The sequence below is a fragment of the Clostridium prolinivorans genome (assembly GCF_004011155.1).
GTDB classification, from domain to species: Bacteria; Bacillota; Clostridia; order Clostridiales; family Clostridiaceae; genus Clostridium_AT; species Clostridium_AT prolinivorans.
In genome coordinates, this window is record NZ_RJWG01000001.1 from 143,088 (window position 1) to 169,371 (window position 26,284).

The window sequence follows — 26,284 nt, forward strand, 5'->3', positions numbered from 1 at the left end:
TAAATAATTTTATTATAGTAAAGTAAATTTGTATATTATTTTTAAATTAAAATAGACAGTGGATTTAGAGAAATCTACTGTCTTATTGCTTTGTATGTCATAATAATATAAAATAAGAAATATTAATTTTATAATATAAGGCTTTAACATTTTGGAGGTAATTATGGAAAAAAATATAAGTTCTTATGATGTAACAGAGTTAACTTCATTAGAAAAATTAGAACCAGTAAGAGTAAGACCTGGTATGTATATAGGTTCAACTAGTTCTAAGGGGTTACATCATTGCCTTTGGGAAATTTTAGATAATTCTATAGATGAGATATCAAATGGATATGGAGATAAAGTAACTATTATATTAAATAAAGATAAAAGTATTACAGTTATTGATAATGGAAGAGGGATACCAACAGGGATACATCCTGTAAAGAAAAAGTCAGGTGTTGAAATGGTATATACTGAACTTCATACAGGCGGAAAATTTAATAATAAAAATTATAAAACATCTGGAGGATTACATGGTGTTGGTGCTGCAGTGGTTAATGCATTATCTGAATGGTTAGTTGTAGAAGTTTATCAAAATGGACAAATTTTCAGACAGCGTTTTGAATATGCTTATGATAAAAAGTTAAAAAAGTTTATGCCTGGGACTCCAGTTACAAAACTTGAAGTTGTTGGGAAAACTAAATGTACAGGCACAAAAGTAACTTTTAAACCTGATAAAGATGTATTTTCAACAATAGATTTTAAATTTGAAGTTATAGATGAAAGACTTCAAGAGCTTGCTTTCCAAAATAAAGGCATAACATTGATGTTAATAGATAATAGGCAATTAGAACCTATAGAAAAACAATATCATTCAGAAAGAGGACTTTTAGATTTTATAGATTATCTAAATGAAAGCAAAACAGTAATTAATGAGGAACCTATAATTTTTGAAGGTGAGAAAGAAATAAATGGTATAAGTTTATATGGAGAAGTATGTATGCAATTTACAGATTCCACAAGTGAATATATAGCAAGCTATGTTAACAATATACCAACAAGAGATTCTGGAACTCATGAAAGTGGATTTAAAACAGGAATGACCAGAGCTTTTAAAGAATGGGCTAAAAAGCTTAATTTATTAAAGGAAAAGGATAAAGAATTTGAGGGGGATGATTTAAGGGAAGGTTTAACAGCTGTAGTAAAAATAAAAATAAGTAATCCTGTTTTTGAAGGACAAACTAAAAATAAACTTGGCAATACTGAGGCATATACTATGATGAATGATTTAGTTTATACTAAATTATCAGAATGGATAGAAGATAACAAAGATATGGCTTCAATATTAATTAATAATGCAATAGAAACGGCTTCAAGAAGAGAAAAAATAAAAAAGATAAATGATGCAGAAAAAAAGAAAATAGAGAAAGGAACTTCACCATTGGCTGGGAAAATAGCTGTATGTACTTTAAAAGATCCATCAATATGTGAATTTATAGTTGTAGAAGGAGATTCTGCAGGAGGCAGTGCAAAACAGGCAAGGGACAGACGTTTTCAGACTATAATGCCTTCAAAAGGGAAAATAATGAACACTGAAAAACAAAAATTAGAAAATATACTTAATAGTGAAGAATTAAGAATTTTTAATGCTGCTATAGGAACAGGAATTTTAGATAACTATAAAGAAGAAGAACTAAAATATAATAAGATTATAATTATGAGTGATGCAGACGTAGATGGATATCATATAAGAACCTTATGGATGACTTATATATATAGATATATGAGACAACTTATAGAAAATGGACATCTTTTTATTGCACTTCCTCCTCTTTATAAAGTTTATAAAAATGATAAAAAAGGTGAAAATGCTATATATGCATATAGTGATGATGAACTGGAAAATGCTAAAAATAAAATAGGTAAAGGAGCAATTATACAAAGATATAAAGGCCTTGGAGAAATGAATGCAGATCAGCTTTGGGATACAACTTTAAATCCTGAAACAAGAGTTATACAACAAGTGACTATAGAAGATGCAGCAAAAGCTGAAAAAATGGTATCTCTTCTTATGGGCGAAGTTGTAGAACCTCGAAAAAACTATATGTATAAATATGCTGAATTTTAAGGAGGTACCATAATATGGCTAAAAAAATAGAAATACCAAAAGATAATAATATAATAAAAATATCACTTGAAGAAGCTATGCCTGAAAATTATCTTCCTTATGCTGTAGAAGTGGCAAAAGATAGAGCTCTCCCTGATGTAAGAGATGGATTAAAACCTGTACATAGAAGGATTTTATATGGTGCATTTTTATTAAAAGCTTTCCCAGATAAACCTTATTATAAATCTGCTAGAATAGTTGGAGATATTTTAGGTAAATTTCATCCTCATGGAGATTCTTCTGTATATGAATCTATGGTTATATTAGCACAAGATTTTTCAACAAGGATGCCATTAATTGATGGACATGGAAATTGGGGAAGTCAAGATGGAGATAGTGCTGCAGCTATGCGTTATACTGAAGCAAGACTTACACCTCTTGCTATGGAAATGCTTAAAGACATTGATAAAGATGTGGTTGATATGTCTTACAATTACTCAAATTCTGAATTAGAGCCTAATGTACTTCCTTGTAAGTATCCTAATATTTTAGTAAATGGAGCTTTTGGAATTGCTGTAGGACTAGCTACCAATATTCCTCCTCATAATCTATCTGAAGTTATAGATGGGACTATAGCTTATATAGATAACAATGAAATCACAACTAAGGAACTTATGAAGTATATAAAAGCACCAGACCTTCCAACTGGAGGAATAGTTATTGGAAAAAATTCTTTATATTCAGCTTATGAAACAGGTGAAGGAAAGGTTACATTAAGGGCAAAGGCTAATATAGAAAAGCTTGAAAGCGGAAGATTTGGTATAGTAATTACAGAATTTCCTTATAGAAAATCTAAGGCTAAGATTTTAGAGAGTATATCTGAAATGACTGGAGATAAAAAACATATTAAAGCACTAGAAGCTATAACAGATATTAGAGATGAATCAGATAGAAAAGGAATAAGGGCTGTTATAGAATTAAAAAAATCTACAGATATTGAAACAGCTGAAAAAGTTTTAAAATATCTTTATAAAAAAACAGATCTTCAAACTAATCTTTCATTTAATATGGTTGCTATTGCAAATGGGAAACCTGAAACTTTAGGATTAAAGGATATTTTAAAGCATTATGTTAATCATCAAAAAGATGTAATTACTAGAAGAACTAAAAAAGAACTTGAAATAGCAGAAAAAAGATTTCATATTGTAGAAGGATTTATTAAAGCTATTAGTATTATGGATGAAATTATAAATTTAATTAGATCATCTAAATCCAAAAAAGATGCTCAAAATAATTTAATAAATACTTTTGGATTTTCAGAAATTCAAGCAGAAGCTATATTAGAACTTATGCTTTATAGACTTACTGGTTTGGAAATAAAAACTTTTGAAAAAGAATACAAGGAACTAGAAAAAGAAATTAAAAGATTAAAAAAAATATTAAAAAATGAAAAAGAGCTTTTAAAAGTAATTAAACAAGAATTACTTTATATAAAAAACAAATTTGGAGATTCTAGAAGAACTTATTTAATTGAAGATGATGAAGAAGCTAAAATTGATATAGAAGAACTTATTGTGGTAGAAGATATAGTTATTACTCTTTCTAATGAAGGTTTTATAAAAAGAGTACCATTAAAATATTTTAATAGATTAAATAGCAGTGTAGAAGATATAGATTATAGAGAAGGTGATTTTAACAAATTTTTGCTTGAATCAAATACAAAATATACAATTATGTTATTTACTGATATTGGGAATATGTATCAAATAAAATCTAGTACAATTCCAGAATATAAATGGAAAGAAAAAGGTGAAAGAATAGATGAAATTATTAAAACTTTAGATTTAAATAAAGAAAAAATAGTTGCTGCTTATTCTATTGAAAATATAAGTTTACCTAAAGATTTTATATTTATAACCAATAAAGGGAATATAAAGAAAACTGATTTAGACAAATTTAATACAAATTATTCTAAACTTTCAGCATTAAAATTAAAAAATGAAACATTAATAGATGTTAAATTAGTTAATAAAGATAGAGAAGAAGAATTTATAAAAATATTTACAAAATGCGGACTGGAATTTACAATACCTGAAATTAAAATTGAAACTCAAGATAGACATATATCATCAACATCATTGGCTGAAATATTTCCTAAAGATGAGATTATAAACGTAGAATATACTAAAGAAAATCAATATAAAGAATTTTTTATGAGTATAAGTAGTGATGGTAATATTAAAGTATCAAATAACAAAAGAAATATAAGTACAAAAGATAATGTTATTTTTACAAATACATTAGAAAAATTATACATATTTTTAAATAATGGAAATGTTTTAAGCTTTAATTCATGCATGTTTTCCTCTTTTATGGGGAATCAAATAAATTTAAAAGATTTGTTTAATGATTTACAAGAAGATAAATTTAAAGTATTAAATATTATTTCTTCTAGAGACTTTGACAAAAATACACAAATTTTATTTATAACCAAAAAAGGAATAATAAAGAAAGTTAAATTTGATGAATTTAATGGTGAATATATGACTTCTATAGGATATAAGTTTAAAAGCAAAGAAGATGAACTTATTTCTGTAGAATATTTTAATGAAGGGAACAATGATATTTTATTAGTAACTAAAAAAGGTTTTGGTATAAGATTTAAAATAGAAACTGTTGCTATTATGGGAAAATCAGCATCTGGAGTTGTAGGAATAAGTTTAAAAAATGATGATGAGGTTATTTTTGGAAAAGTTATAGAAGGATTTAATAATGATATATCAATGAACAAAGATGAAATAGCTCTTTCAAATATTAAGAAAAGTGAATTATTATTTACTACAAATAAAAAAAATAAAAGTTCTATAAAAATAAATAATATAAAATGCCAAAATAGAGCTGGTAAAGGAATAAGTTTAATGTTAATTGTTATGGATGAAGTAATAAAAGAAGTAAAACTCATTTAATAATTTATATTAATAAATACTTACTTTATTTTAAAGTAAGTATATTTTTATAATAAAGGAGTGAATTTATTTTGAATAAATACATACTTTCTAATGGAATTAGATTTATTTATGATTATAGACCTGGAAATATTACATCTTTTTGTATAGGATTTGAAGCTGGAGCTCTTATGGAAGAAGGTTTTAAACTTGGGACAGCACATGCTGTTGAGCATGTTATTTTTAAAGGGACTAAAAATAGAAGTGAATATGAAATAAATAAGCTATTTGATGAAATTTTTGGATTTAATAATGCTATGACTAATTATCCGTATTGTATATATTATGGCACAACTTTAAGTTCGGATTTCGAAAGAGGTATAGAACTTTATTCTGACATTATATTAAATCCAAAATTTAGCAATGAAGGTTTTGAAGAAGAAATAAATATAATATGTGAAGAACTTAAAAAATGGAATGATGATATTGAACAATATTGTGAAGATAGACTTTTTTATAATTCTTTTAAAAAAAGAAGAATTAAAAATTTAATTATAGGAGATGAAAAAAGTATAAGATGTATAACATTAGAAGATATTAAAAAATTTTATGAATCTTATTATTTACCGCAAAATTGTGTTATATCTGTAGTATCATCTTTAAATTTTGATGAAGTATTAAAGCTTTTAGAAAAATATTTTGGAGAATTTAAAGGAAATTATAACATTTATAAGGATATAAGTTTATATGAAAATAATAATCCAGGAATATATGTAGAAAATAAAAATGGGATAAGTTCTGCAAAAGTTCAATATATTTACCCAATACATGAGCTTAATAATGAAGAAATTAAGATTTTAAATATATTTAATAATATTTTAGGACAAGGTACAAGCAGTTTACTTTATGACAAAATTAGGACTAAAAATGGATTAGTATATGATATAGGAAGTAGTATAAAAAACGAAAAAGGAATAAAACTTTTTACCATAAAATTTTCAACTTCAAGTGATAAAATAAATGATGTAATAAAACTTATAAATCAAACCATAGAAGAATCTAAATGTAATAAATATTATTATTCTAAAAAAATTTTAGATAAAAATTTAAAATCTATAAATATAAAAAGAGAACTGAGCATAGAAAGATCTATAGAACTTTCTAAAAAGCTTACAACTTATGAAATTATGTATAAAGATTATGATATATTTTATAAAGAAAATGATTTAGAAAATATTACCTATAAAGAAATAATAGATGTAATAAATAAAGTATTAAAATATCCATCAATACAAATAATAAAGCCGTATTAGGAATTATTTCCTTGGTAATAATTGTAACAAACAATGAGCTTTTTGTGCATAAAAAGTATATATTTATGATATAATGATTTCCATCGAGGTGAAAAAGTTTGGAAGAAAGATGGCTGCTAAGAAGAAATAATGAAAACATTAAGGAAATGATAAAATCCACTGGATTGAATGAAATAATATTATCTATACTTTTTAATAGAGGAATAAATGAAGAAAATAAAATAAAAAAATTTATGAGAGCATCACTAGATGATTTATATGATCCTTTTCTTATGAAAGATATGGACAAAGCTACTGATATAATAAAAAATGCAATAATAAATAATAAAAATATAGTTATATATGGAGACTATGATGTTGATGGAGTTACAAGTACAGTAATACTTTATAAAGCATTAAAAAGATGTGGTGCTTTAGTAAATTATTATATACCTAATAGAGAATATGAAGGTTATGGTATAAACAGTGAAAGATTAAGCATTTTAAAAAAAGAGGGAGCGGAAATAATATTAACTTGTGATAATGGTATATCTGCTATAGAACAAATTAAATATGGTAAAAGCTTAGGATTGGATATTATAATTACAGATCATCATGAAATTCCTTTTATTGAAAACAAGGAGGGAATAAAAGAATATGTTGTTCCGGAAGCTGATGCAGTTATAAATCCTAAACAAGAAGATTGTAAATATCCATTTAAGCTATTATGTGGTGCCTCTATAGCATATAAATTTTCTATAGCGTTATTTTCTAAAATGGGAATTTCATTAGAATATACAAAAGAATTTATTATTTTAGCAGGTATTGCTACAATTTGTGATGTAGTAGATTTGGTTGATGAAAATAGAATTATTGCTAAAAATGCTTTAAAATTAATTCAATCCTCAAATAATATTGGATTAAATGCTCTTATAGAAGTGTTAAATTTAAAAGATAAAAAAATTTCTGCTTCAACAATAGGATTTCAAATTGGTCCTTGTATAAATGCTACTGGAAGGCTTGAAAGTGCGGAACTATCTGTAGAACTTTTACTTTGCAAAGATAAACAAAAGGCTCAAAATTTAGCTATAAAACTTAGTGAATTAAATAAAACAAGACAATATATGACTACAAAAAATGTAGAAGATATAATAAAAAAAATAGAGAATTCTGATTTAAAAAATGATAAAGTTCTTGTAGTATATGAAGAAAGTGTTCATGAAAGTATAGCTGGAATTGTAGCAGGTAAAGTCAAAGAAAAATTTAATGTTCCTACAATAATTTTGACTAAAGGTAGAGAAATACCCAAAGGTTCAGGCCGTTCTATAGAAAAATATAATTTATTTGAAGAACTTTTAAAGTGTAAAGAACTTTTAGATAAATTTGGAGGACATCCTATGGCAGCAGGATTATCTATAAAAAGGGAGAATATAGAAATTTTAAGGGAAAAACTAAATAAAAACTGCACTTTAAAAGATGAAGATATAATACCTAAAATTCGTATTGATAGGAGAATACCTATTAAATACATAACTAAAAATTTTATAGAAGAACTTAATTCTTTAGAACCTTTTGGGAAAGGAAATGAAACTCCTATTTTAGCTGAAAAGAATCTTATAGTTAATAAATTTTATATATTAGGTAAAGAGGCTAATGTATTAAAATTAAATTTAACTGATTTAAATAAATATAATGTAGAAGCTATATCTTATGGAAAAGTTGATAAATTTAAAGAATTATTAAAAATCAAATATAAAGATAATTATGATTATGTTATTAATAATTATAATTATATAGATGAAAAAATTTCCATAGATATTATTTTTTATCCATATATAAATTCTTATAATGGATTTGAAAATGTACAGCTTAAAGTTTCTAAATTTAGATTATCGTCTTAATTTTTATAAATTTGAAGGAATTTACAAAAATGTATAGAATATAATTATAAGTGATATGTGCTAAAATTGGAGGAATTACTAAATGTTTCAGCTATTTGAAAATATACCTTTTGGAGTAATAATATTAAAAAAAGATTTACTGACAATAGAATATTTTAATTTCAGAGCAAAAATTATGCTTGATTTAGAAGAGAGCATTCTCTATAAAAATATTGAAATTTTGCCTTTTTTTAATATTCTAAATAATATACTTTTAAATTGTACTAAAGATGAGGAACAAAAATTAAAAGAAGTGGAATTGGTTTCAAATAGATTTTTTACATTAATTATTTGCCCTAAGAATTCATTTATTGAAATATATATTATAGAAACTACAGATGAAGTTTTAAAAAACAGAGAAAAAATAAAAAAAAGTATTGTAAAATTAAAAAAAGAAAAAGAAAAGCTATTAAATATTTCTACTGAACTAAAAACTAAGTGTGATATTATAGAAATATTGAGAGATAGAGAAAAACAACATTTAATGCATCTTAGAGATGTGATAAATAATATTTCAGAAGGTCTTATTGTAATAGATAATAAAGGTATATTAAGTTTATGTAATAGAGCAGTATATAAAATAATTAATTTAAAAATAGGAGAAAAGATTACTAAGAATGTCATTTTAGATAAATACGATATATTTACTGTAAATGAAAATGAACAAACTGTTGATTATATGTATAATAAAATATATAAAAAGAACATTCCCATAAAAAATTTTGTTATAAAGTTTTTAGATAAAATTTCTGGAGAAATAAAATATATAGAAATAAATAGTAATCCTATAATTAATAAAAATTCTGAATTAGTATATACAATAATAACTATTAAGGATATAACTGAAACGAAAATTCATCAAATAAAAGTTGAAGAACAGTCAAATTTTATAAAAGATGTGGTTAATAATTTAGATGTACCAATAGCTGTACTAGATTATCCAAAGTTAGAATATAGATTAGTTAATAAAAAACATAAAGATATATTGAATATAATTAATAAAAATTATAATGAATATAAAAACAATAAAAATGAAAATATTAACAAATTAGATATCAAAATTTTAAATGAAGATATTTATAATATAATTTGTAAAGTTGGTGAAAAAGGTAAAGAGTATTGCTTGTCGCCTTATAGTATTATTGACTCAAACGGGAATGAACGTTTTTATAAAATAAAATTTATACCATATAAAGATAACAATAATTTAGTAAAAAGAATACATATTCATGGACTTGACGTAACTGATGAAGTAAATCATAATTTAGAACTTGAAAAAATTACAAAACTTAAAGATGAGTTTTTTACAGTTATATCTCATGAACTTAGGACTCCTCTTACTATAATATACTCATCACTTCAGCTTGCATATGATATATACAAAAAAGATATTACACCTAATATTAACAAAATATTAAAGAGAATAAATCAAAACTGTAGCAGGTTATTAAAACTTATAAATAATATATTGGATATATCAAAAGCAGAGGCTGGTTTTTTAACTTTGAATTGTTCATATTTTGATATAGTATATACAACTGAACTTATTATAAGTTCTGTTAATTTATATGCTAAAAACAAAGAAATTAATCTTATATTTGATACTAATGAAGAGGAATGTAGAGTTTTTTTAGATAAAGATAAATATGAGAGAATTTTATTAAATCTTTTATCAAATTCTATAAAGTTTACTCCTGATGGGAAACAAATTCTAGTTACTTTATTTGTTGAGGAAGATTATGTAACTTTAAGTGTAAAAGATGAAGGAATAGGAATACCAGAAAACAAAATTGATTCCATTTTTGATAGATATTCTCAAATTAATACATCTCTTTCAAGAAGAGCTGAAGGTACAGGTATAGGACTTTCTTTAGTAAAAAAATTGACTGAAAGTATGAATGCACAAATAGAAGTAATAAGTGAAGAAGGGGTAGGGAGCGAATTTTTAGTAAAATTTAACAAAGAAAGCTTATGCCTTAATTCTAATTCTAATATTGTAATTATGGATACTACTATAAACGACAAAATAGACATTGAATTTTCAGATATTAATTAATATAGTTTTTATATTATTTTTAAAATTATTTATAGTATAATATATAATTACTAAAATACTAAGGAGTTTTAGGAGATGATATATTGAGTATAAAAAAAATAATAATGACAGGTGGAGGATCTGCAGGTCATGTAACCCCAAATCTTTCTCTTGTTCCAAAGCTTAAAGAACTTGGATATGAAATACAATATATAGGAACAAGTGATGGTATTGAAAGAAAAATAATAGAAAGAGAAAAAATTAGATATCATATAATATCAAGCGGAAAATTAAGAAGATATTTTGATATAAAAAATTTTACAGATCCTTTTAAAGTTATAAAAGGCATTTGGCAGGCTTACGAAATAATAAAAAAAGAAAAACCTAATATAGTATTTTCAAAAGGAGGTTTTGTTTCAGTACCTGTAGTGTTAGGAGCTTATTTCAATAAAATTCCAGTAATTGCTCATGAATCTGATATTACACCTGGACTTGCCAATAGAATTTCAATGCCTTATTGTACTAAAATATGTGTTACTTTCCCTGAAACTATTGAAAAATTAAACAAAAATAAGGCTATACTTACAGGGCCTCCTATAAGAAAAGAACTTTTTCAAGGGAGTAAAATTAAAGGAAAAAATATATGTAATTTTAATGATGATAAACCTATACTTTTAATTATAGGCGGAAGCTTAGGAGCTAAAGCTATAAATGAGGCTGTAAGAAGAAACATAGATAAAATATTAGAGAAATACAATGTAATTCATATATGTGGTAAAAATAATTTGGATAGTAAATATAATAATAAATATGGGTATAGGCAGTTTGAATATGTTAATGAAGAATTACCTCATCTTTTAACTTGTGCTGATATAGTAATATCAAGAGCAGGTTCAAATACCATATTTGAACTTTTAGCTCTTAAAAAACCTAATTTGCTTATACCTCTTTCATCTAAGTCAAGCAGAGGAGATCAAATTTTAAATGCTCAATCTTTTGAAAAAAGAGGATTTAGCATGGTTTTAAAAGAAGAAGATTTAAATGATAATAATTTATTATCAAAATTAGATGAGCTTTATAAAAACAAAGAAAAATTTATCAAAAATATGGAAAACAATAATTATAATAATGCAATAGATACTATTATAAATATTATAGAAAAATATTCTTTATAAAATTATAAAATGTGTTTATTTAATAAGGTTTTATAAATTAAGTTGTTGTAAAGCCTTATTATTTTTTTGGAAATTTAGGAACAATTTTTATTATTAACCATAAATTTTTTAAATAAAATTTTAAAATATATATAAAATATAAAAGTATAAAGAAAGAGGTGATTAATATGAAAAAAATTTATACTATGATATTAACTTTTGCAATAATATTAAGTCTCAAAACAATTGTAAATGCTCAAGATTTAACTTATATAGTTAAACCAAATGATAGTATGTGGAAAATAGCTGTAAAACATCAAATTGGATTATCGGAAATAATACATGCTAATCCTCAAATAAAAAATCCTAATCTTATATATCCTGGTCAAAAATTAACCGTACCTAATATTGACGATATAAAGAAAATGGAAAATGAAGTAATAAGACTTGTAAATGTAGAAAGAACTAAAAGAGGATTAGCTCCATTAACAGCTAATTGGGAACTTTCAAGGGTAGCTAGATATAAGTCACAAGATATGAAAACCAATGGATATTTCTCCCATAACTCTCCAACCTATGGTTCACCTTTTCAAATGATGCAGCATTTTGGAATAATTTATAAAACTGCAGGAGAAAATATTGCTATGGGACAAAAAACTCCAGCTGAAGTTATGCAAGCTTGGATGAATTCTAAAGGACATAGAGATAATATATTAAATCCTAATTTCAAAGAAATAGGCGTAGGAATAGCAAAAGATGGAAACGTATACTGGACTCAAATGTTTATATCAAAATAAAAAATAAAAAATATTTTGTTTTAGAGTTTTATATAAAAATATTATAAAAAAACTTAGTATAATAAAAAATTATTATACTAAGTTAGTTGAATTATTAAAATAATAGTATATAATAGAAATGGAGACTGTACTATTAGTTTAATAATGTAAAACATTATTAAATAGGCTCTTTATTAAATATTTTATTTTTCTGTATCAATTTAAATTTTTATAGAAAGAAGGTATATTCATGAGAAAAATGAAAACTATGGACGGTAATACTGCTGCCGCTCATGTAGCGTATGCTTTTACTGACGTAGCTGCAATTTTCCCAATAACGCCATCTTCACCAATGGCTGAACATGTTGATGAATGGAGTACACAAGGAAGAAAAAACATTTTTGGACAAGAAGTTAAAGTTGTTGAAATGCAATCAGAAGCTGGAGCAGCTGGAGCTGTACACGGCTCATTACAAGCTGGAGCTTTTACTACAACTTTTACAGCATCACAAGGACTTCTTTTGATGATTCCAAACATGTATAAAATAGCTGGGGAGCTTCTTCCATCAGTATTTCATGTAAGTGCTAGAGCTGTAGCAGCTCATGCTCTATCAATATTTGGAGATCATCAAGATGTTATGGCTGCTAGACAAACTGGATTTGCATTACTTGCATCAAGCAGCGTACAAGAAGTTATGGATTTATCAGCTGTAGCTCATTTATCTACAGTAAAAGGTAAAGTACCATTTTTAAGCTTTTTTGATGGTTTTAGAACTTCACATGAAGTACAAAAAATTGAAGTTTTAGAATATGATGAATTAAAAAATCTTTTAGACTGGGATGCTGTTAAAGCATTTAGAAAGAATTCTTTAAATCCAGAAAGACCAGTTACAAGAGGAACTGCTCAAAATCCAGATATTTATTTCCAAGGAAGAGAAGCAGCAAATAGATTCTACAATGCAATACCTGAAATAGTAGAAAATTATATGGCTGAAATAAATAAATTAACAGGCAGAGATTACCATTTATTTAATTATTATGGAGCACCAGATGCTGAAAGATTAATTATAGCAATGGGGTCAGTATGCCAGACTATAGAAGAAACTGTAGATTATTTAAATGCTAGAGGAGAAAAAGTAGGACTGCTTAATGTACATTTATACAGACCTTTCTCCATAGAACATTTCTTTAAGTACATACCAAAAACAGTTAAAAAAATAGCTGTACTTGATAGAACAAAAGAACCAGGTTCAGCAGGAGAACCATTGTATCTTGATGTAAAGAATGCTTTCTATGAAAGCGAATTAAGACCAGTAATAGTAGGCGGAAGATATGGATTAGGATCTAAAGATACTACACCTGGACAAATTTTAGCAGTATTTGAAAACTTAAAAGCAGAAAACCCTAAAAATGGATTTACTATAGGAATAAACGATGATGTTACATTTACATCATTACCAGAAGCTGAAGAAATTGATGTTGCAGATCCATCAACTAAAGCATGTAAATTCTGGGGACTTGGCTCAGATGGAACTGTAGGAGCTAATAAGAGTGCTGTAAAAATAATAGGTGATCATACAGATCTTTATGCACAAGCTTATTTTGATTATGATTCAAAAAAATCAGGTGGAGTAACAATGTCTCACTTAAGATTTGGTAAAAAACCAATCAAATCTCCATATTTAATAAATAAAGCTGATTTTATTGCTTGTCATAATCAGTCATATGTAAATAAATATAATGTTTTAACAGGACTTAAGAAAAATGGTATATTCCTTTTAAATACTATATGGGATGAAGAAGGACTTGAAAAACATCTTCCAGCTCATATGAAGAGATTCATAGCTGAAAATAACATAAAATTTTACACTTTAAATGCAGTTAAATTAGCACAAGAAATAGGTCTTGGTGGAAGAATTAATATGATAATGCAAGCTGCATTCTTTAAACTTGCTAACATTATTCCTATAGAAGATGCTGTTAAATATTTAAAAGAAGCAGTTGTAACTTCCTATGGCAGAAAGGGAGAAAAAATTGTAAATATGAACTTTGCTGCTATAGATAGAGCTCTTGAATCATTAGTAGAAGTTAAAGTGCCAGAAAGCTGGAAAAATGCTGTTGATGAAACTTCAAATGATAATGATAAAAATGTACCAGACTTTATAAAGAACATAGCTGAGCCAATAAACAGACAAGAAGGAAACAATTTACCAGTAAGTGCTTTTGTTGGAATAGAAGATGGAACATTCCCAGCAGGAACTTCAGCTTATGAAAAGAGAGGAATTGCAATTAATGTTCCTAAATGGGATATAGATAAATGTATTCAATGCAATCAATGTTCATTTGTATGTCCTCATGCTGCAATAAGACCATTCTTATTAAATGAAGAAGAAGTTAATAATGCACCAGAAGGATTTAATACAAAGAAAGCTCAAGGCGGTAAAGCATTTGAAGGATTAAATTATAGAATAACTGTTGATGTATTAGATTGTACAGGTTGCGGAAACTGTGCTGATATTTGTCCTGCACCAGGAAAAGCTCTTACAATGGAACCAATAGAAACTCAACTTAATGAACAAAATAATTGGGAATATTCTATGACATTGTCTTACAAAGAAAATCCAATGAATAAGGAAACTGTAAAAGGAAGTCAATTTGAACAGCCACTTCTTGAATTTAGTGGAGCTTGTGCTGGTTGTGGAGAAACTCCTTATGCAAAACTTGTTACACAATTATTTGGTGACAGAATGATGATTTCTAATGCTACAGGATGTTCATCAATTTGGGGAGCAAGTGCTCCATCTACACCATATACTAAAAACCACTGTGGACATGGTCCAGCATGGGCTAATTCATTATTTGAAGATAATGCTGAATATGGTTTTGGTATGTTCCAAGGTGTAAGACAAATAAGAGAAAGATTAGCTTTAAAAGCAAAAGAAGCATTAACTTTAAATATTAGTGATGCTTTAAAAGAAGCTCTTCAAAATTGGCTTGATAACTTTAAAAATGGAGAAGGCTCAAAGAAAGCTACTCTTAAGCTTTTACCATTATTAGAGGCTGAAAAAGAAGTTCATGAATCTTTAGCTGAATTATATGAATACAGAGAATACTTAATTAAGAAATCTCAATGGATATTTGGTGGAGATGGATGGGCTTACGATATAGGATATGGTGGATTAGACCACGTACTTGCATCAGGAGAAGACGTAAATGTTCTTGTGTTTGATACAGAAATTTATTCAAATACTGGCGGACAATCTTCTAAGTCAACTCCAACTGCTGCTATAGCTAAATTTGCTGCCAGCGGAAAGAGAACTAAAAAGAAAGACCTTGGTATGATGGCTATGAGTTACGGCTATGTATATGTAGCACAAATATCAATGGGTGCTGATAAAAATCAGGCTATAAAAGCTTTAATAGAAGCTGAAAAGTATGATGGGCCATCATTAATAATTGCTTATTCTCCATGTATAAGCCAAGGAATTAAGACTGGTATGGGAACAAGTCAAGCTGAAGCTAAAAAAGCAGTAGAAGCTGGATATTGGCACTTATACAGATTTAATCCTGAACTTAAGAGTGAAGGTAAGAATCCATTTACATTAGATTCAAAAGAACCAAAAGCTTCATTTAGAGAATTTTTACTTGGAGAAGTTAGATATGCATCATTATTAAAAGCATTCCCAGAAGAGGCAGAAGAATTATTTGCTAAAACTGAACAAGATGCTAAAGAAAGGCTCGAATCTTATAAGAGATTAGCGTCTAATTAACAAAAAAGATTGCGATTTTTATCGCAATCTTTTTTAATAAAATTTTAAAAAAACTCTTTTAAAATTATTAAATTAAAGGTACAATGTAAACATAACTTTAAAATAAAAATAATAGGAGGATTTTTTAATGAGTGAAGAAAAATTACACAACTCTTGTTGTGAAGAAGATACATGTGACTGCGGATGCGGTGAACATGAACATGTAGAAGGTTGTGATTGTGGTCACGATCATGGAGCAATGATTGTAGATTTAGAAGATGAAAACGGCAATATAGTTTCTTGTGAAGTCGTAGATGGATTCACATATAAAGAAAATGACTATGTGCTTGTTCAAAACCCTGAAGATGGTTCAGTATACCTATTTAAGGTTGTAGGAGAAGAAGGGGAATTAGTAATTCCTGAAGATGATGAATTTGAAGAAGTATCTAAATACTATGAACAAAGTTTAGAAGAAGAAGAATAAATATTATAAAGGCCGCTGCCGTAGATAGCGGCCTTTAACATTATATAATATAATTGGAGGTTATTGTTACATGGAAAAGCTTGCTATATTTGACGTAGACTATACTCTTACTAAAAAAGAAACATTAGTAGAATTTTATAAATTTATGTTTAAGAAAAATCCTAAAGTATTAATTTATTTTCCTAAAATTTTAATAGCTGCTTTTCTTTATATTTTAAAAATTATACCTTTAAGAAAAGCGAAAGAATATTTTATTTCTTTTATAGATGGAATAAAAGAAGAAGATATGCAAATTATTGTAAAAGAGTTTTATGAAAAAAAATTAAGTAAAATTTTGTATAATGATGCAATAGATATGATGAAAAAATTAAAATCTGAAGGTTATAAAATATATTTAATATCAGCTTCTGCAGAATTTTATTTAAAAGAGTTATATAATATAAAGGAAGTAGATAAAGTAATAGGGACTATATTTTTATGCGAAAATGGTATACATAAAAGCAAGATGCAAAGTGAAAATTGTAAAGGAGAAGAAAAAGTTAAAAGATTATTAGAAGAATTAAAAAAAGATAAAATAGATGTGGATTTCAAAAATTCATATATGTTTTCTGATTCTTTATCAGATATGCCCCTTTTTAATCTTGTTGGGAATCCATATCTTATAAATTTTAAGAAAAAACATGATAAAATTAAAATATTAAACTGGAAATAAACTAACACAGAAAATATTTAAAAAAGGAGATAGATAAATATGAGTGAGTGTTTTAGAAAATTTTTTATACAAAACTCTAATATATTAAAGGCTTCTGAATTTAACGATGAATTAATTTCAGAAGGGACTTCCCTTTATGAAGTTATTAGAATTATAAATAAAGTTCCATTATTTTTAGAAAGGCATTTAAAAAGGCTTACAAATTCAGCTGAAATAGTAAATTTAAAACTTTGGATGAATATAGAAGAAATAAAAGAAAATCTTATAAAACTTATAAAAATAAATAACGTAGACAATGGAAATATAAAAATAGTTTTTAATTATAAACAAGAAGGCAAAAATACTAAACAAAATTTTTTAGCATATTTTATAAAGCATAATTATCCTTCAGATAATCAGTATAAAGAGGGAGTTTCCACAATTTTATTTTTTGCAGAAAGAAATAATCCTAATGCTAAAATTATAAATACTAATTTAAGAAAATTAAGCGATGAAAAAATAAAAGAAAATAATGCATATGAAGCTATATTGATAGATAGAAATAATAATATTACAGAGGGAAGTAGATCTAATATATTTATGGTTAAAGAAAATACAGTAATAACTGCTCCTTTGACAGATGTTTTAGGAGGTGTAACTAGAGAAATTATAATTGAAATATGTAAAAATGAAGGAATAGAGATTAAAGAAGAAAAGATAAATTATAAAGAAATAAAAAATATGCAAGCTCTTTTTATTACTGGTACTTCTCCTAAGGTACTTCCTATAAAAAATGTTGAAGACTTATATTTTAATTCAGCAGATAATAAAATTGTGAAAAAAATTATAAACTCTTATAATAAAATTATAAATGATTATATAGAAAAAAATAAAATTATTTAAATTTATAAATTATTATTAAGAAAATATATAAAATAACGAAAAATAAGTATAAGTTTATTTTTAAAAAGGTTGGAGATTGTAATGAATATTAAAAACTCTTTTGATAAAGAAACAGAAAATGATTTTATTTTTAAGAGGAATTTAAATATTAATATATCAAAAGATAATATGGAAGCATATGTTACTATAAATTACTCTGACTTTGAAAAATGCGAAAAAAAAGAAAAAATACCATTTTATACTATTGAAGAATTAAGAGAAGCCCTTAATAAAGCTGGCATTACATATGGAATTATAGAAGAAAATTTAAAAAAATGTTTAGATAAAAATGGAGCAGATAATATATTAGTTGCCAAAGGAATACCACCAATAGATGGAATAGATGATATTTTAGATATTAAATTTGATGTCGATAAAGATATAAAAAAATTAAATGAAGATAAAAGAGGAAGAGTAGATTTTAAAAGCATTGGAGCAGTAAATTCTGTTAAAGAAGGAGATATAATAGCTGTAAGAATTCCAGGTAAAGAAAGTATTGATGGTAAAGATATAAAAGGCAAAGCAGTAAAAGGGAAAAATCCTAAAAAAATAAAAATTAAAGCAATTCAAGGATGTAAATTAATAGATGAAAATACTGTAGCAGCTTCAATAACTGGTAAGCCTTATATGAAAAATAATGCTTTTTATGTATATTCAGTTCATGAAATTAATGAAGATGTTAATCTAAAAACAGGGAATATTAAATTTTTAGGAGATATAGTAATTAAAGGAAATGTTAGAGAAGGAATGAAAGTTATATCAGGGAATTCTGTTACAATTTTTAAAAATGTTTTGAAGGCAGAAATAAAAGCCAAATCAGATATAATTATCAAAGGGAATGTAATTGCATCCAATATAGCAGCTGGTGGAGAAGACATGGAAAAGATTAAGGAAATAGAAATTTTAGAAAGTCTTATCACATATTTAGATAATATTATAAGCTGTATAGAAGAAATAAAAAAATTTAATCTCTTCGGATATGATGTTTCAGATGGACAAATTATAAAAATACTTATAGAAAATAAATTTAAATCTATACCTAAAACTTGCTTGACTCTTATATCTCATATAGTAAAAAACAGACAAAATGATGATAATGAATGCGAAATTTTAATAGATATTATTAAAAATAAAATTTTAGGATTAGCTCCTTTAAATATAAAACATTATGGGGAACTATTTGATATAAAAAATATAATTAAAGAAAGAATATTACTTTTAAAAAAGAATATTTTTTTACCTGCAAATATAAAATTGTCTTATTGTCAAGATTCTACAATTAATAGTTCTGGAGATATAATAATTTCAGGTAAAGGAACCTATGTTTCTAATTTATATGCTAAAGAAAGCGTATATTTTACAGAAAAAAATAGTGTTGTAAGAGGAGGATTTATAAAAGCAGGTAAAGAAATTAAATGTAAAAATGTTGGAAGCAATGGAGGGGTAACCACAAGGCTTACAGTAGGAGAATGTGGACATATATATACAGATATAGCTTATGAAAATACAATATTTACAATAGGTCAAAGAGAAATTTTACTTAATTATGCAAGTAAAAATGTACATGTATATTTAGATGATAAACATGATATTATGGTAGATAAATTAAGATTATAAGTGGAGGTATGTTTATGGACAGTAAAGAAATAAAAGTACTTATATTTAATATAAATGAAGAATATTATGCTGCAGATATAATGGAGATTGAAAGAATTTTAGGTTATGAAGAACCCACGAAACTTCCAGATTCTCCTGATTTTATAGAAGGAGTTATAAATTATGAGGGAAATATTCTTACAATTATATCTCTTGCTAAAAAATTTAATATTCATTCTGAAGTAAATAAAAAAGACTCTAAAATTATAGTAGCTAAGCAGGATAATTTTAAAATAGGAATAATAGTTGATGTTGTTTCTGAAGTAAAAGATATAAATGAAAAAGATATTGAAAATCCACCTGAAATAGCGTATGGAATTTCAAAAAGATATATAAAAGGATTAATAAAATCTGATAAAAAGATAATAATATTTCTAAATCTTAGCACTATTTTAACCGAAGAAGAAAAAAAATTAATATAGTAAGGTGCTGTTAATGTTATGAATGGAAAGGAAATAAAAGTAGGGATAGCGGATTTAAATATAGCTTTTTCACCAGATAAACTTATAACTATAGGGTTAGGTTCTTGTATAGGTATTGCTTTATATGATAAAGAAGTAAAGCTTGGAGGTCTAGTACATATTATGCTCCCAGATAGTAGTCTTTTTAATAATATAAATAATCCTATTAAATTTGCTGATTTAGCTATTCCGATATTATTAGAAAAAATGGAGAAAATAGGAGCTTCTAAAATGAATATAAAGGCAAAAATTGCAGGAGGAGCATCTATGTTTAATTTTTCTGATAAAAGCATGATAATGGATATAGGAAACAGAAATAGTATAGCAGTAAAAAATGTACTTTCTAAATTTTCAATACCAGTAATAGGTGAAGATATAGGGGGAAATAAAGGAAGGACTATGATATTTGATACTTTAGATGGAAGTGTTAAGATAAGGACAGTTGGAGCAGGCATAAAAGAAATATAATGGAGAGTGGTGCAGTTTGGAAAAAATTAAAGTATTAGTGGTTGATGACTCTGCATTAATGAGAAAAATAATATCTGATATAATTAATATGGAAGAAGATATGCAAGTAATAGATACAGCAAAAAATGGGAAAGATTTGCTTGAAAAATTAAAAAAATACAATCCTGATGTTATAACTTTGGATGTAGAAATGCCAATTATGGATGGTATAGAAGCTTTAAAAGAAATTAAAAAGAATTCATGTGATATACCAGTAATAATGCTTAGCAGTGTTTCAAAAAAGGGAACTGCACTTACAATGGAATGTCTTGAAATAGGTGCTTTTGATTTTATATCAAAACCATCAGGAGCAATATCTTTAGATTTAAATAAAGTAAAAGATGAACTTGTTTTAAAGATTAGAATGGCTAGCAGAAAAAAAAATACTATGAGAAATCATTCTAAGAATTCTAATATGAAAAATATAGAAACTAAAAGTATTAAAAGAAACATTATTAATAATAAAATTGAAGCAGTAGTTATAGGAGCTTCTACAGGAGGGCCTAAGGCGCTTTATGAAGTTATAACAGCTTTTCCTAAAAATATAGGAATACCTATATTTATAGTTCAACATATGCCTGCGGGTTTTACTAAAGCTTTTGCAGAAAGACTAAATAATAATAGCAAAATAACTGTAGTGGAAGCTTTCGATGGACAAACTATTGAAAAAGATATAGTTTATGTAGCACCTGGAGGTTTTCATATGGAAATTAAAGATGATAAAAAAATACACTTAAATTTAGAACCTGCTATTTGGGGAGTTAGACCCGCTGTAGATAAACTATTTTTTTCTGCTTCTAAAGTATATGGTTCACATCTATTAAGCATTGTTTTAACTGGAATGGGCAAAGATGGAGCTGAAGGTACTGAAGCTATAAAAAAAGCTGGAGGAATAACTATTTCTGAAGATAAGTCTACATGTACTATATATGGTATGCCTAAAGCAGCTTTTGAAACGGGTATGGTAGATATGGTTCTTCCAATTAACGAAATAGCTTCCCAAGTTATTAAATTAGTGAATAGTTAGGAGGATTTATGGATTTAGAATATTTTAAACAATGGGTATTAAAAGAATTTAATATAGATCTATCTGCATATAAAACTAATCAGCTTCACAGAAGAATATTAAGCTTAATGTCAAGAGTTGGTGTAAATTCGGTAGAAGAATATATTCAACTTTTAAAAAAAGATGAATCTCAAAGGCAGAAATTTCTTGATTTTGTAACTATAAATGTAAGTGAGTTTTTTAGAAATCCTGAAATTTTTGAAGATTTAAAATATAAAATCAAAGAAGAACTTCTTATAAAAAATAGAATTTTAAAAGTATGGAGTGCAGCATGTTCTATTGGAGCAGAGCCATATTCTTTAGCTATAATATTAGATAGTTTATCTCCTAATATAAATCATAAAATAATAGCAACAGATATTGATTCTACTATATTAGAAAGAGCTAAAAAAGGAGAATACACATATTCTGAAATTAAAAATGTAAAAAAAGAGTATTTAGATAAATACTTTAAAATAGAAGGAGATAAATATATAATAAATTCTAGAATAAAAAATATGGTATCATTTAAAAAACATGATTTAATATTAGAACCTTATGAAAAAGACTTTGATTTAATAGTTTGCAGAAATGTAGTAATATATTTCAATCAAGATGTAAAGGATGAAATATATAAAAAATTTAGTTCTTCTCTTAAGAAGGGAGGACTTTTGTTTGTAGGTGCTACTGAAAGCATATATAATTATAAAGATTATGGATTTGAAAAAGCATCTACATTTATATACAGGAAAGTATAACATAATTATAGGAGGGAGATTATGGATACATCTCAATATCTTTCAATGTTTCTTGAAGAATCTATGGATAATCTTCAAGCTTTAAACGAATCTTTACTTCAACTAGAACAAGAACCAAACGATATAGATAAATTAAATGAAATATTTAGAATAGCACATACTATAAAAGGTATGGCTGCAACTATGGGTTATAATGTTATGGCAGAACTTACTCATAAAATGGAAGATGTTTTAGAAGAATTTAGAAATGGAAAATTAAAAGTAACTCAAAATGTGGTTACTGTGCTTTTTCAGTGCCTTGATACTCTTGAAACTATGGTAAATAATATATCTGAAGGAGAAGACGATAAAGTATCTATAGAGGAAATATTAAAAAACCTAGAAGAAATAACAAAAAATGATGATGTTGAAGAAGATTTAATAACAAATAAAAATGATGTAAATGGCGATAAAAAAATTTTAAAAGTACAGCTTAATGAATATGACATAAATATTGTAAAACAAGCAGCATACAAAGGATTTAAATCTTTTGAGATTATAATAAATTTAAGTAAAAATACACTTCTTAAATCGGCTAGGGCCTTTTTAATATTTAAGAGTTTAGAAGAAAATGGAGAAATAATAAAATCATTGCCCAATGTTGAAGATATAGAAAGCGAAAATTTTGATTTCCAAATTGCGTTGGTTTATATTACAAATAAGGACAAGGAAGAAATTTATAAAAGCTTAATGAATATTTCTGAAGTTGAGAGCGTTTATATAGAACTTATTACACCTTTAAATTTAAAAAATGATATTAAAGAAGAAAATACAAAAATTGATAATAACAACTTAGTCTTTACAAACGAAAACTTTATAAACGCTAAAGAAGTTCAAAAGGAAACAGCTGTTCATAAAAAATCGCATCAATCAGTTAGAGTAGATTTAGAAAGATTAGATAAATTTATGAATATGGTTTCTGAACTTGTAATTCATAGAACAAGATTGGAACAAATAAGCAGTAATTTAAAAATTACTGAGCTTAACGAAACTTTAGAACAAGTTGCAAGAACTACTTCTGACCTTCAAGATTTGGTTATGAAAATAAGGATGATGCCTCTTGAGGTTGTATTTAATAGATTTCCACGAATGGTAAGAGATTTAGCAGTTGAATTAAATAAAGAAATAGAACTTATAATAGAAGGGCAGGATACAGAGCTCGACAGAACTGTTATAGATGAAATAGGAGAACCGCTTATACATCTTATAAGAAATGCTGCTGATCATGGAATAGAAAGTAAAGAAGAAAGGATTGAAAAAGGTAAAGATGATATTGGGAAAATAAGATTAGCCGCTTATCAAGAAGGAACTAAAGCAGTTATTAAAGTAGAAGATGATGGGAAAGGATTAGATGTTAAAAAAATTCAAGATAAAGCAGAAAAATTAGGAATTAATACTGAAGGTATGACAGATACAGACATAAGAAATTTGATTTTTGTACAAGGCTTTAGTACTAATGATAAAGTAACTGATATTTCAGGGAGAGGAGTTGGTATGGATGTTGTTAAGACAAAAATATCAGCTCTTGGAGGAACTGTAGATGTTATAAGTGAAATTGACAAGGGTACATCTTTTATTATAAGATTACCATTGACACTGCAAATAATTCAAGCACTTCTTGTAAAAATTGGAAGTGAAACTATGGCTATATCCCTTGGATATATAGATAGAGTAATAGATTATAAAGATGATATAGTTAAAAAGACTAATAATAAGGAAGTTATAATTTATAATGGTAATGTAATTCCACTTATTAGAGTTAATAAAAAACTAGATATTTCTTCTTTAGAAAATACTAAAAAATATATAGTTATTGTAAAAGTTGGAGAAAAAACAGCAGGTCTTTTAGTAGATTCATTATTTGGTCAAAAAGAAATTGTTATAAAGCCTTTTGGGAAAACTCTTCAGGGATTAAAGGAATATATAGGAGCAACCATATTAGGAGACGGGCTTGTAACCCTTATACTAGATGTTGCAGCGCTTATATAATTTTTCCATAAATTTTAAATTTATAGGAGGCAAACATGGAATATATAAATTTTAACTCTATGCAGTTAGACGCGTTAAAAGAAGTTGGTAATATTGGAGCTGGTAATGCTGCTACTGCTTTATCTCAGCTTTTAAATAAAAAAATTGATATGACCGTTCCTGCAGTAAATATAGTATCTTTTAATGATATTTTTTCAAGAATAGGTGGAGAAGAAATTGTAATTGGAATTATAGTAAGGGTATTAGGAGATACACCAGGAAATATACTTTTTATATTTGAGAAAGAAGCAGCGCTTAATCTTATAGAAATACTTATAGGTAAAAGAGAAGAACAAATAAGCGAAATGGGGAATTCTGTACTTTGTGAAATAGGAAATATAATATCAAGTTCATTTATGAATGCAATAGGAAAGTTTACAAATTTGCTTATAATACCTTCTGTGCCAGCTGTAACTTATGATATGCTTGGAGCTATTTTATCTACAACATTTATAGAATCAGGACAATTTGATGATTATGTTCTTGATATTGAAACTATGTTTTTAGAATTAGGTTCTAAAATAAGTGGACATTTTTATTATATACCAATGCCAGGCTCATTAAATAAAATTTTAGAAGCTCTTGGAGTAAAATAGTGTATAATATAGATATTAATACAAATTTAATCATAGATATTCAATATTTTATGATTAAAAATAAATCAAATATAATTTAGCAAAATGATTGTATAAAAAAGTAGTATTTTTATACAATCATAGCAACTATTAATTTAATTAATATATTAAATTTTAAACTTTGAATATTTATAAAAATTATAAAATAAAAAAATGATAGAAAGTACAAGGAGGAATAAAATGGCTGCAAAAGTGTTAATTGTTGATGATGCTGCATTTATGAGAATGATGATAAAGGATATACTTGAAAAAAATGGGCTTCAGGTAATAGGAGAAGCCAATAATGGGATAAAAGCACTTGAACTTTATAAAAAAGAAAAACCTGATATAGTAACTATGGATATAACTATGCCTGATATGGATGGAATAGAGGCAGTAAAAGCAATAAGAGCTTATGATCCTTCTGCCAAAATAATTATGTGCAGTGCTATGGGACAACAAACCATGGTTATGGATGCAATAAGAGCAGGAGCAAAAGATTTTATAGTAAAGCCTTTCCAAGCAGATAGGGTAATAGAGGCAATTAATAAGGTATTAGGTTAAAGTTATTTTAAATAATAAATTTGCTGCTTAACTTAAAAATTAAGCAGCAGTTTGTAAATTTATATAATTAATTTTATTAATTATAAGATAAGGAGAGTAAATATGCAAGTTGTTATATTTAAACTTGGAGATGAACAATTTGCAGTAGAAACTGCAAAAGTTCAAAGTATAAATGATACTATGAGTATAACAAAAGTTCCAAAAGCTCCCAAACATATAAAAGGGCTTATAAATCTTAGAGGGAATATAATTTCTCTTTTAGATATTAATTTACTTCTTGATATAAATAATGATGAAAAGGAGCAAAATAATATTATAATATTAGAAATGGAAGATGAATTAGTTGGTATAACTGTAGACCAAGTAGATGAAGTTTTAGATATTGAAGAAAATATAATAGAAAAAATAGAAAATGATAGAAAAAAATCCTATATCAAAGGAATAATTAATTTTAAGGATAGGATAGTAACCCTTATTGATATAGATAAATTGTTATTAAATTAATTAGAAATGAGG

Annotated in this window: 20 protein-coding genes; all 20 read left to right on the plus strand. The window is 26.2% G+C overall.

Annotation, left to right across the window (positions count from 1 at the left end; translation table 11 throughout):
- The first annotated feature begins 163 nt into the window (after positions 1 to 163).
- The 20 genes from EGD97_RS00625 to EGD97_RS00720 all read left to right on the plus strand — a co-directional run bounded on the left by EGD97_RS00625 (position 164) and on the right by EGD97_RS00720 (position 26,272).
- Complete coding sequence (locus EGD97_RS00625) at positions 164 to 2,110, plus strand: DNA gyrase/topoisomerase IV subunit B (protein ID WP_127836341.1); 1,947 nt, start codon at positions 164 to 166, stop codon at positions 2,108 to 2,110.
- Positions 2,111 to 2,124: 14 nt separating this feature from the next.
- Positions 2,125 to 5,055 (plus strand): DNA topoisomerase IV subunit A, encoded by a 2,931-nt coding sequence (locus tag EGD97_RS00630; protein ID WP_127836342.1) that lies wholly within the window; start codon positions 2,125 to 2,127, stop codon positions 5,053 to 5,055.
- Positions 5,056 to 5,126: 71 nt separating this feature from the next.
- A complete protein-coding gene (locus EGD97_RS00635) occupies positions 5,127 to 6,347 on the plus strand; it encodes a M16 family metallopeptidase (protein ID WP_127836343.1) in 1,221 nt (406 codons plus the stop codon).
- A 98-nt stretch (positions 6,348 to 6,445) separates the two neighbouring features.
- Positions 6,446 to 8,227: a single-stranded-DNA-specific exonuclease RecJ gene (gene recJ, locus EGD97_RS00640; protein ID WP_180376927.1), complete on the plus strand. Its 1,782-nt coding sequence runs from the start codon at positions 6,446 to 6,448 to the stop codon at positions 8,225 to 8,227.
- An 82-nt stretch (positions 8,228 to 8,309) separates the two neighbouring features.
- Positions 8,310 to 10,322: a PAS domain-containing sensor histidine kinase gene (locus tag EGD97_RS00645; RefSeq protein WP_228201951.1), complete on the plus strand. Its 2,013-nt coding sequence runs from the start codon at positions 8,310 to 8,312 to the stop codon at positions 10,320 to 10,322.
- An 89-nt stretch (positions 10,323 to 10,411) separates the two neighbouring features.
- Positions 10,412 to 11,476, plus strand: a complete 1,065-nt coding sequence (locus tag EGD97_RS00650) for an undecaprenyldiphospho-muramoylpentapeptide beta-N-acetylglucosaminyltransferase (protein ID WP_127836443.1) — start codon at positions 10,412 to 10,414, stop codon at positions 11,474 to 11,476.
- A gap of 167 nt (positions 11,477 to 11,643) precedes the next feature.
- Entirely contained in the window at positions 11,644 to 12,252 is a 609-nt protein-coding gene (gene safA, locus EGD97_RS00655) for a SafA/ExsA family spore coat assembly protein (RefSeq protein ID WP_078681053.1), read from the plus strand.
- A gap of 229 nt (positions 12,253 to 12,481) precedes the next feature.
- Positions 12,482 to 16,000, plus strand: coding sequence for a pyruvate:ferredoxin (flavodoxin) oxidoreductase (gene nifJ, locus EGD97_RS00660; protein WP_078681052.1), 3,519 nt, complete (start codon positions 12,482 to 12,484; stop codon positions 15,998 to 16,000).
- A 127-nt stretch (positions 16,001 to 16,127) separates the two neighbouring features.
- Positions 16,128 to 16,463, plus strand: a complete 336-nt coding sequence (locus tag EGD97_RS00665; protein WP_078681051.1) for a DUF1292 domain-containing protein — start codon at positions 16,128 to 16,130, stop codon at positions 16,461 to 16,463.
- 70 nt (positions 16,464 to 16,533) lie between these two features.
- Complete coding sequence (locus tag EGD97_RS00670; protein WP_078681050.1) at positions 16,534 to 17,175, plus strand: HAD-IB family hydrolase; 642 nt, start codon at positions 16,534 to 16,536, stop codon at positions 17,173 to 17,175.
- Between the two features lie 39 nt (positions 17,176 to 17,214).
- Positions 17,215 to 18,057 (plus strand): aminotransferase class IV, encoded by an 843-nt coding sequence (locus tag EGD97_RS00675; protein ID WP_078681049.1) that lies wholly within the window; start codon positions 17,215 to 17,217, stop codon positions 18,055 to 18,057.
- Between the two features lie 81 nt (positions 18,058 to 18,138).
- The gene (locus tag EGD97_RS00680; RefSeq protein ID WP_127836344.1) at positions 18,139 to 19,713 is read left to right on the plus strand and encodes a DUF342 domain-containing protein; all 1,575 of its coding nucleotides are present in this window, start codon (positions 18,139 to 18,141) and stop codon (positions 19,711 to 19,713) included.
- Positions 19,714 to 19,727: 14 nt separating this feature from the next.
- The gene (locus EGD97_RS00685; protein ID WP_078681047.1) at positions 19,728 to 20,174 is read left to right on the plus strand and encodes a chemotaxis protein CheW; all 447 of its coding nucleotides are present in this window, start codon (positions 19,728 to 19,730) and stop codon (positions 20,172 to 20,174) included.
- An 18-nt stretch (positions 20,175 to 20,192) separates the two neighbouring features.
- Positions 20,193 to 20,681, plus strand: coding sequence for a chemotaxis protein CheD (locus EGD97_RS00690; RefSeq protein WP_078681046.1), 489 nt, complete (start codon positions 20,193 to 20,195; stop codon positions 20,679 to 20,681).
- 16 nt (positions 20,682 to 20,697) lie between these two features.
- Positions 20,698 to 21,747, plus strand: a complete 1,050-nt coding sequence (locus tag EGD97_RS00695) for a protein-glutamate methylesterase/protein-glutamine glutaminase (protein ID WP_078681045.1) — start codon at positions 20,698 to 20,700, stop codon at positions 21,745 to 21,747.
- Between the two features lie 8 nt (positions 21,748 to 21,755).
- Positions 21,756 to 22,523 carry a CheR family methyltransferase gene (locus tag EGD97_RS00700; RefSeq protein ID WP_127836345.1) on the plus strand — a complete coding sequence of 256 codons (768 nt, stop codon included), beginning with the start codon at positions 21,756 to 21,758 and terminating at the stop codon, positions 22,521 to 22,523.
- Positions 22,524 to 22,544: 21 nt separating this feature from the next.
- A complete protein-coding gene (locus EGD97_RS00705; RefSeq protein WP_127836346.1) occupies positions 22,545 to 24,551 on the plus strand; it encodes a chemotaxis protein CheA in 2,007 nt (668 codons plus the stop codon).
- A gap of 35 nt (positions 24,552 to 24,586) precedes the next feature.
- Positions 24,587 to 25,186 (plus strand): chemotaxis protein CheC, encoded by a 600-nt coding sequence (locus tag EGD97_RS00710; RefSeq protein ID WP_127836347.1) that lies wholly within the window; start codon positions 24,587 to 24,589, stop codon positions 25,184 to 25,186.
- A gap of 219 nt (positions 25,187 to 25,405) precedes the next feature.
- Positions 25,406 to 25,768, plus strand: coding sequence for a response regulator (locus EGD97_RS00715; protein WP_078681041.1), 363 nt, complete (start codon positions 25,406 to 25,408; stop codon positions 25,766 to 25,768).
- Between the two features lie 102 nt (positions 25,769 to 25,870).
- A complete protein-coding gene (locus EGD97_RS00720) occupies positions 25,871 to 26,272 on the plus strand; it encodes a chemotaxis protein CheW (protein ID WP_127836348.1) in 402 nt (133 codons plus the stop codon).
- Positions 26,273 to 26,284 lie beyond the last annotated feature (12 nt).

Excerpts from the sequence above, each read along its gene's own strand:
- EGD97_RS00625 (WP_127836341.1), top strand. The coding sequence starts at position 164 with ATGGAAAAAAATATAAGTTCTTATGATGTAACAGAGTTAACTTCATTA.
- EGD97_RS00630 (WP_127836342.1), top strand. The coding sequence starts at position 2,125 with ATGGCTAAAAAAATAGAAATACCAAAAGATAATAATATAATAAAAATA.
- EGD97_RS00645 (WP_228201951.1), top strand. The coding sequence starts at position 8,310 with ATGTTTCAGCTATTTGAAAATATACCTTTTGGAGTAATAATATTAAAA.
- safA (WP_078681053.1), top strand. The coding sequence starts at position 11,644 with ATGAAAAAAATTTATACTATGATATTAACTTTTGCAATAATATTAAGT.
- nifJ (WP_078681052.1), top strand. The coding sequence starts at position 12,482 with ATGAGAAAAATGAAAACTATGGACGGTAATACTGCTGCCGCTCATGTA.
- EGD97_RS00665 (WP_078681051.1), top strand. The coding sequence starts at position 16,128 with ATGAGTGAAGAAAAATTACACAACTCTTGTTGTGAAGAAGATACATGT.
- EGD97_RS00670 (WP_078681050.1), top strand. The coding sequence starts at position 16,534 with ATGGAAAAGCTTGCTATATTTGACGTAGACTATACTCTTACTAAAAAA.
- EGD97_RS00675 (WP_078681049.1), top strand. The coding sequence starts at position 17,215 with ATGAGTGAGTGTTTTAGAAAATTTTTTATACAAAACTCTAATATATTA.
- EGD97_RS00680 (WP_127836344.1), top strand. The coding sequence starts at position 18,139 with ATGAATATTAAAAACTCTTTTGATAAAGAAACAGAAAATGATTTTATT.
- EGD97_RS00685 (WP_078681047.1), top strand. The coding sequence starts at position 19,728 with ATGGACAGTAAAGAAATAAAAGTACTTATATTTAATATAAATGAAGAA.
- EGD97_RS00690 (WP_078681046.1), top strand. The coding sequence starts at position 20,193 with ATGAATGGAAAGGAAATAAAAGTAGGGATAGCGGATTTAAATATAGCT.
- EGD97_RS00700 (WP_127836345.1), top strand. The coding sequence starts at position 21,756 with ATGGATTTAGAATATTTTAAACAATGGGTATTAAAAGAATTTAATATA.
- EGD97_RS00705 (WP_127836346.1), top strand. The coding sequence starts at position 22,545 with ATGGATACATCTCAATATCTTTCAATGTTTCTTGAAGAATCTATGGAT.
- EGD97_RS00710 (WP_127836347.1), top strand. The coding sequence starts at position 24,587 with ATGGAATATATAAATTTTAACTCTATGCAGTTAGACGCGTTAAAAGAA.
- EGD97_RS00715 (WP_078681041.1), top strand. The coding sequence starts at position 25,406 with ATGGCTGCAAAAGTGTTAATTGTTGATGATGCTGCATTTATGAGAATG.
- EGD97_RS00720 (WP_127836348.1), top strand. The coding sequence starts at position 25,871 with ATGCAAGTTGTTATATTTAAACTTGGAGATGAACAATTTGCAGTAGAA.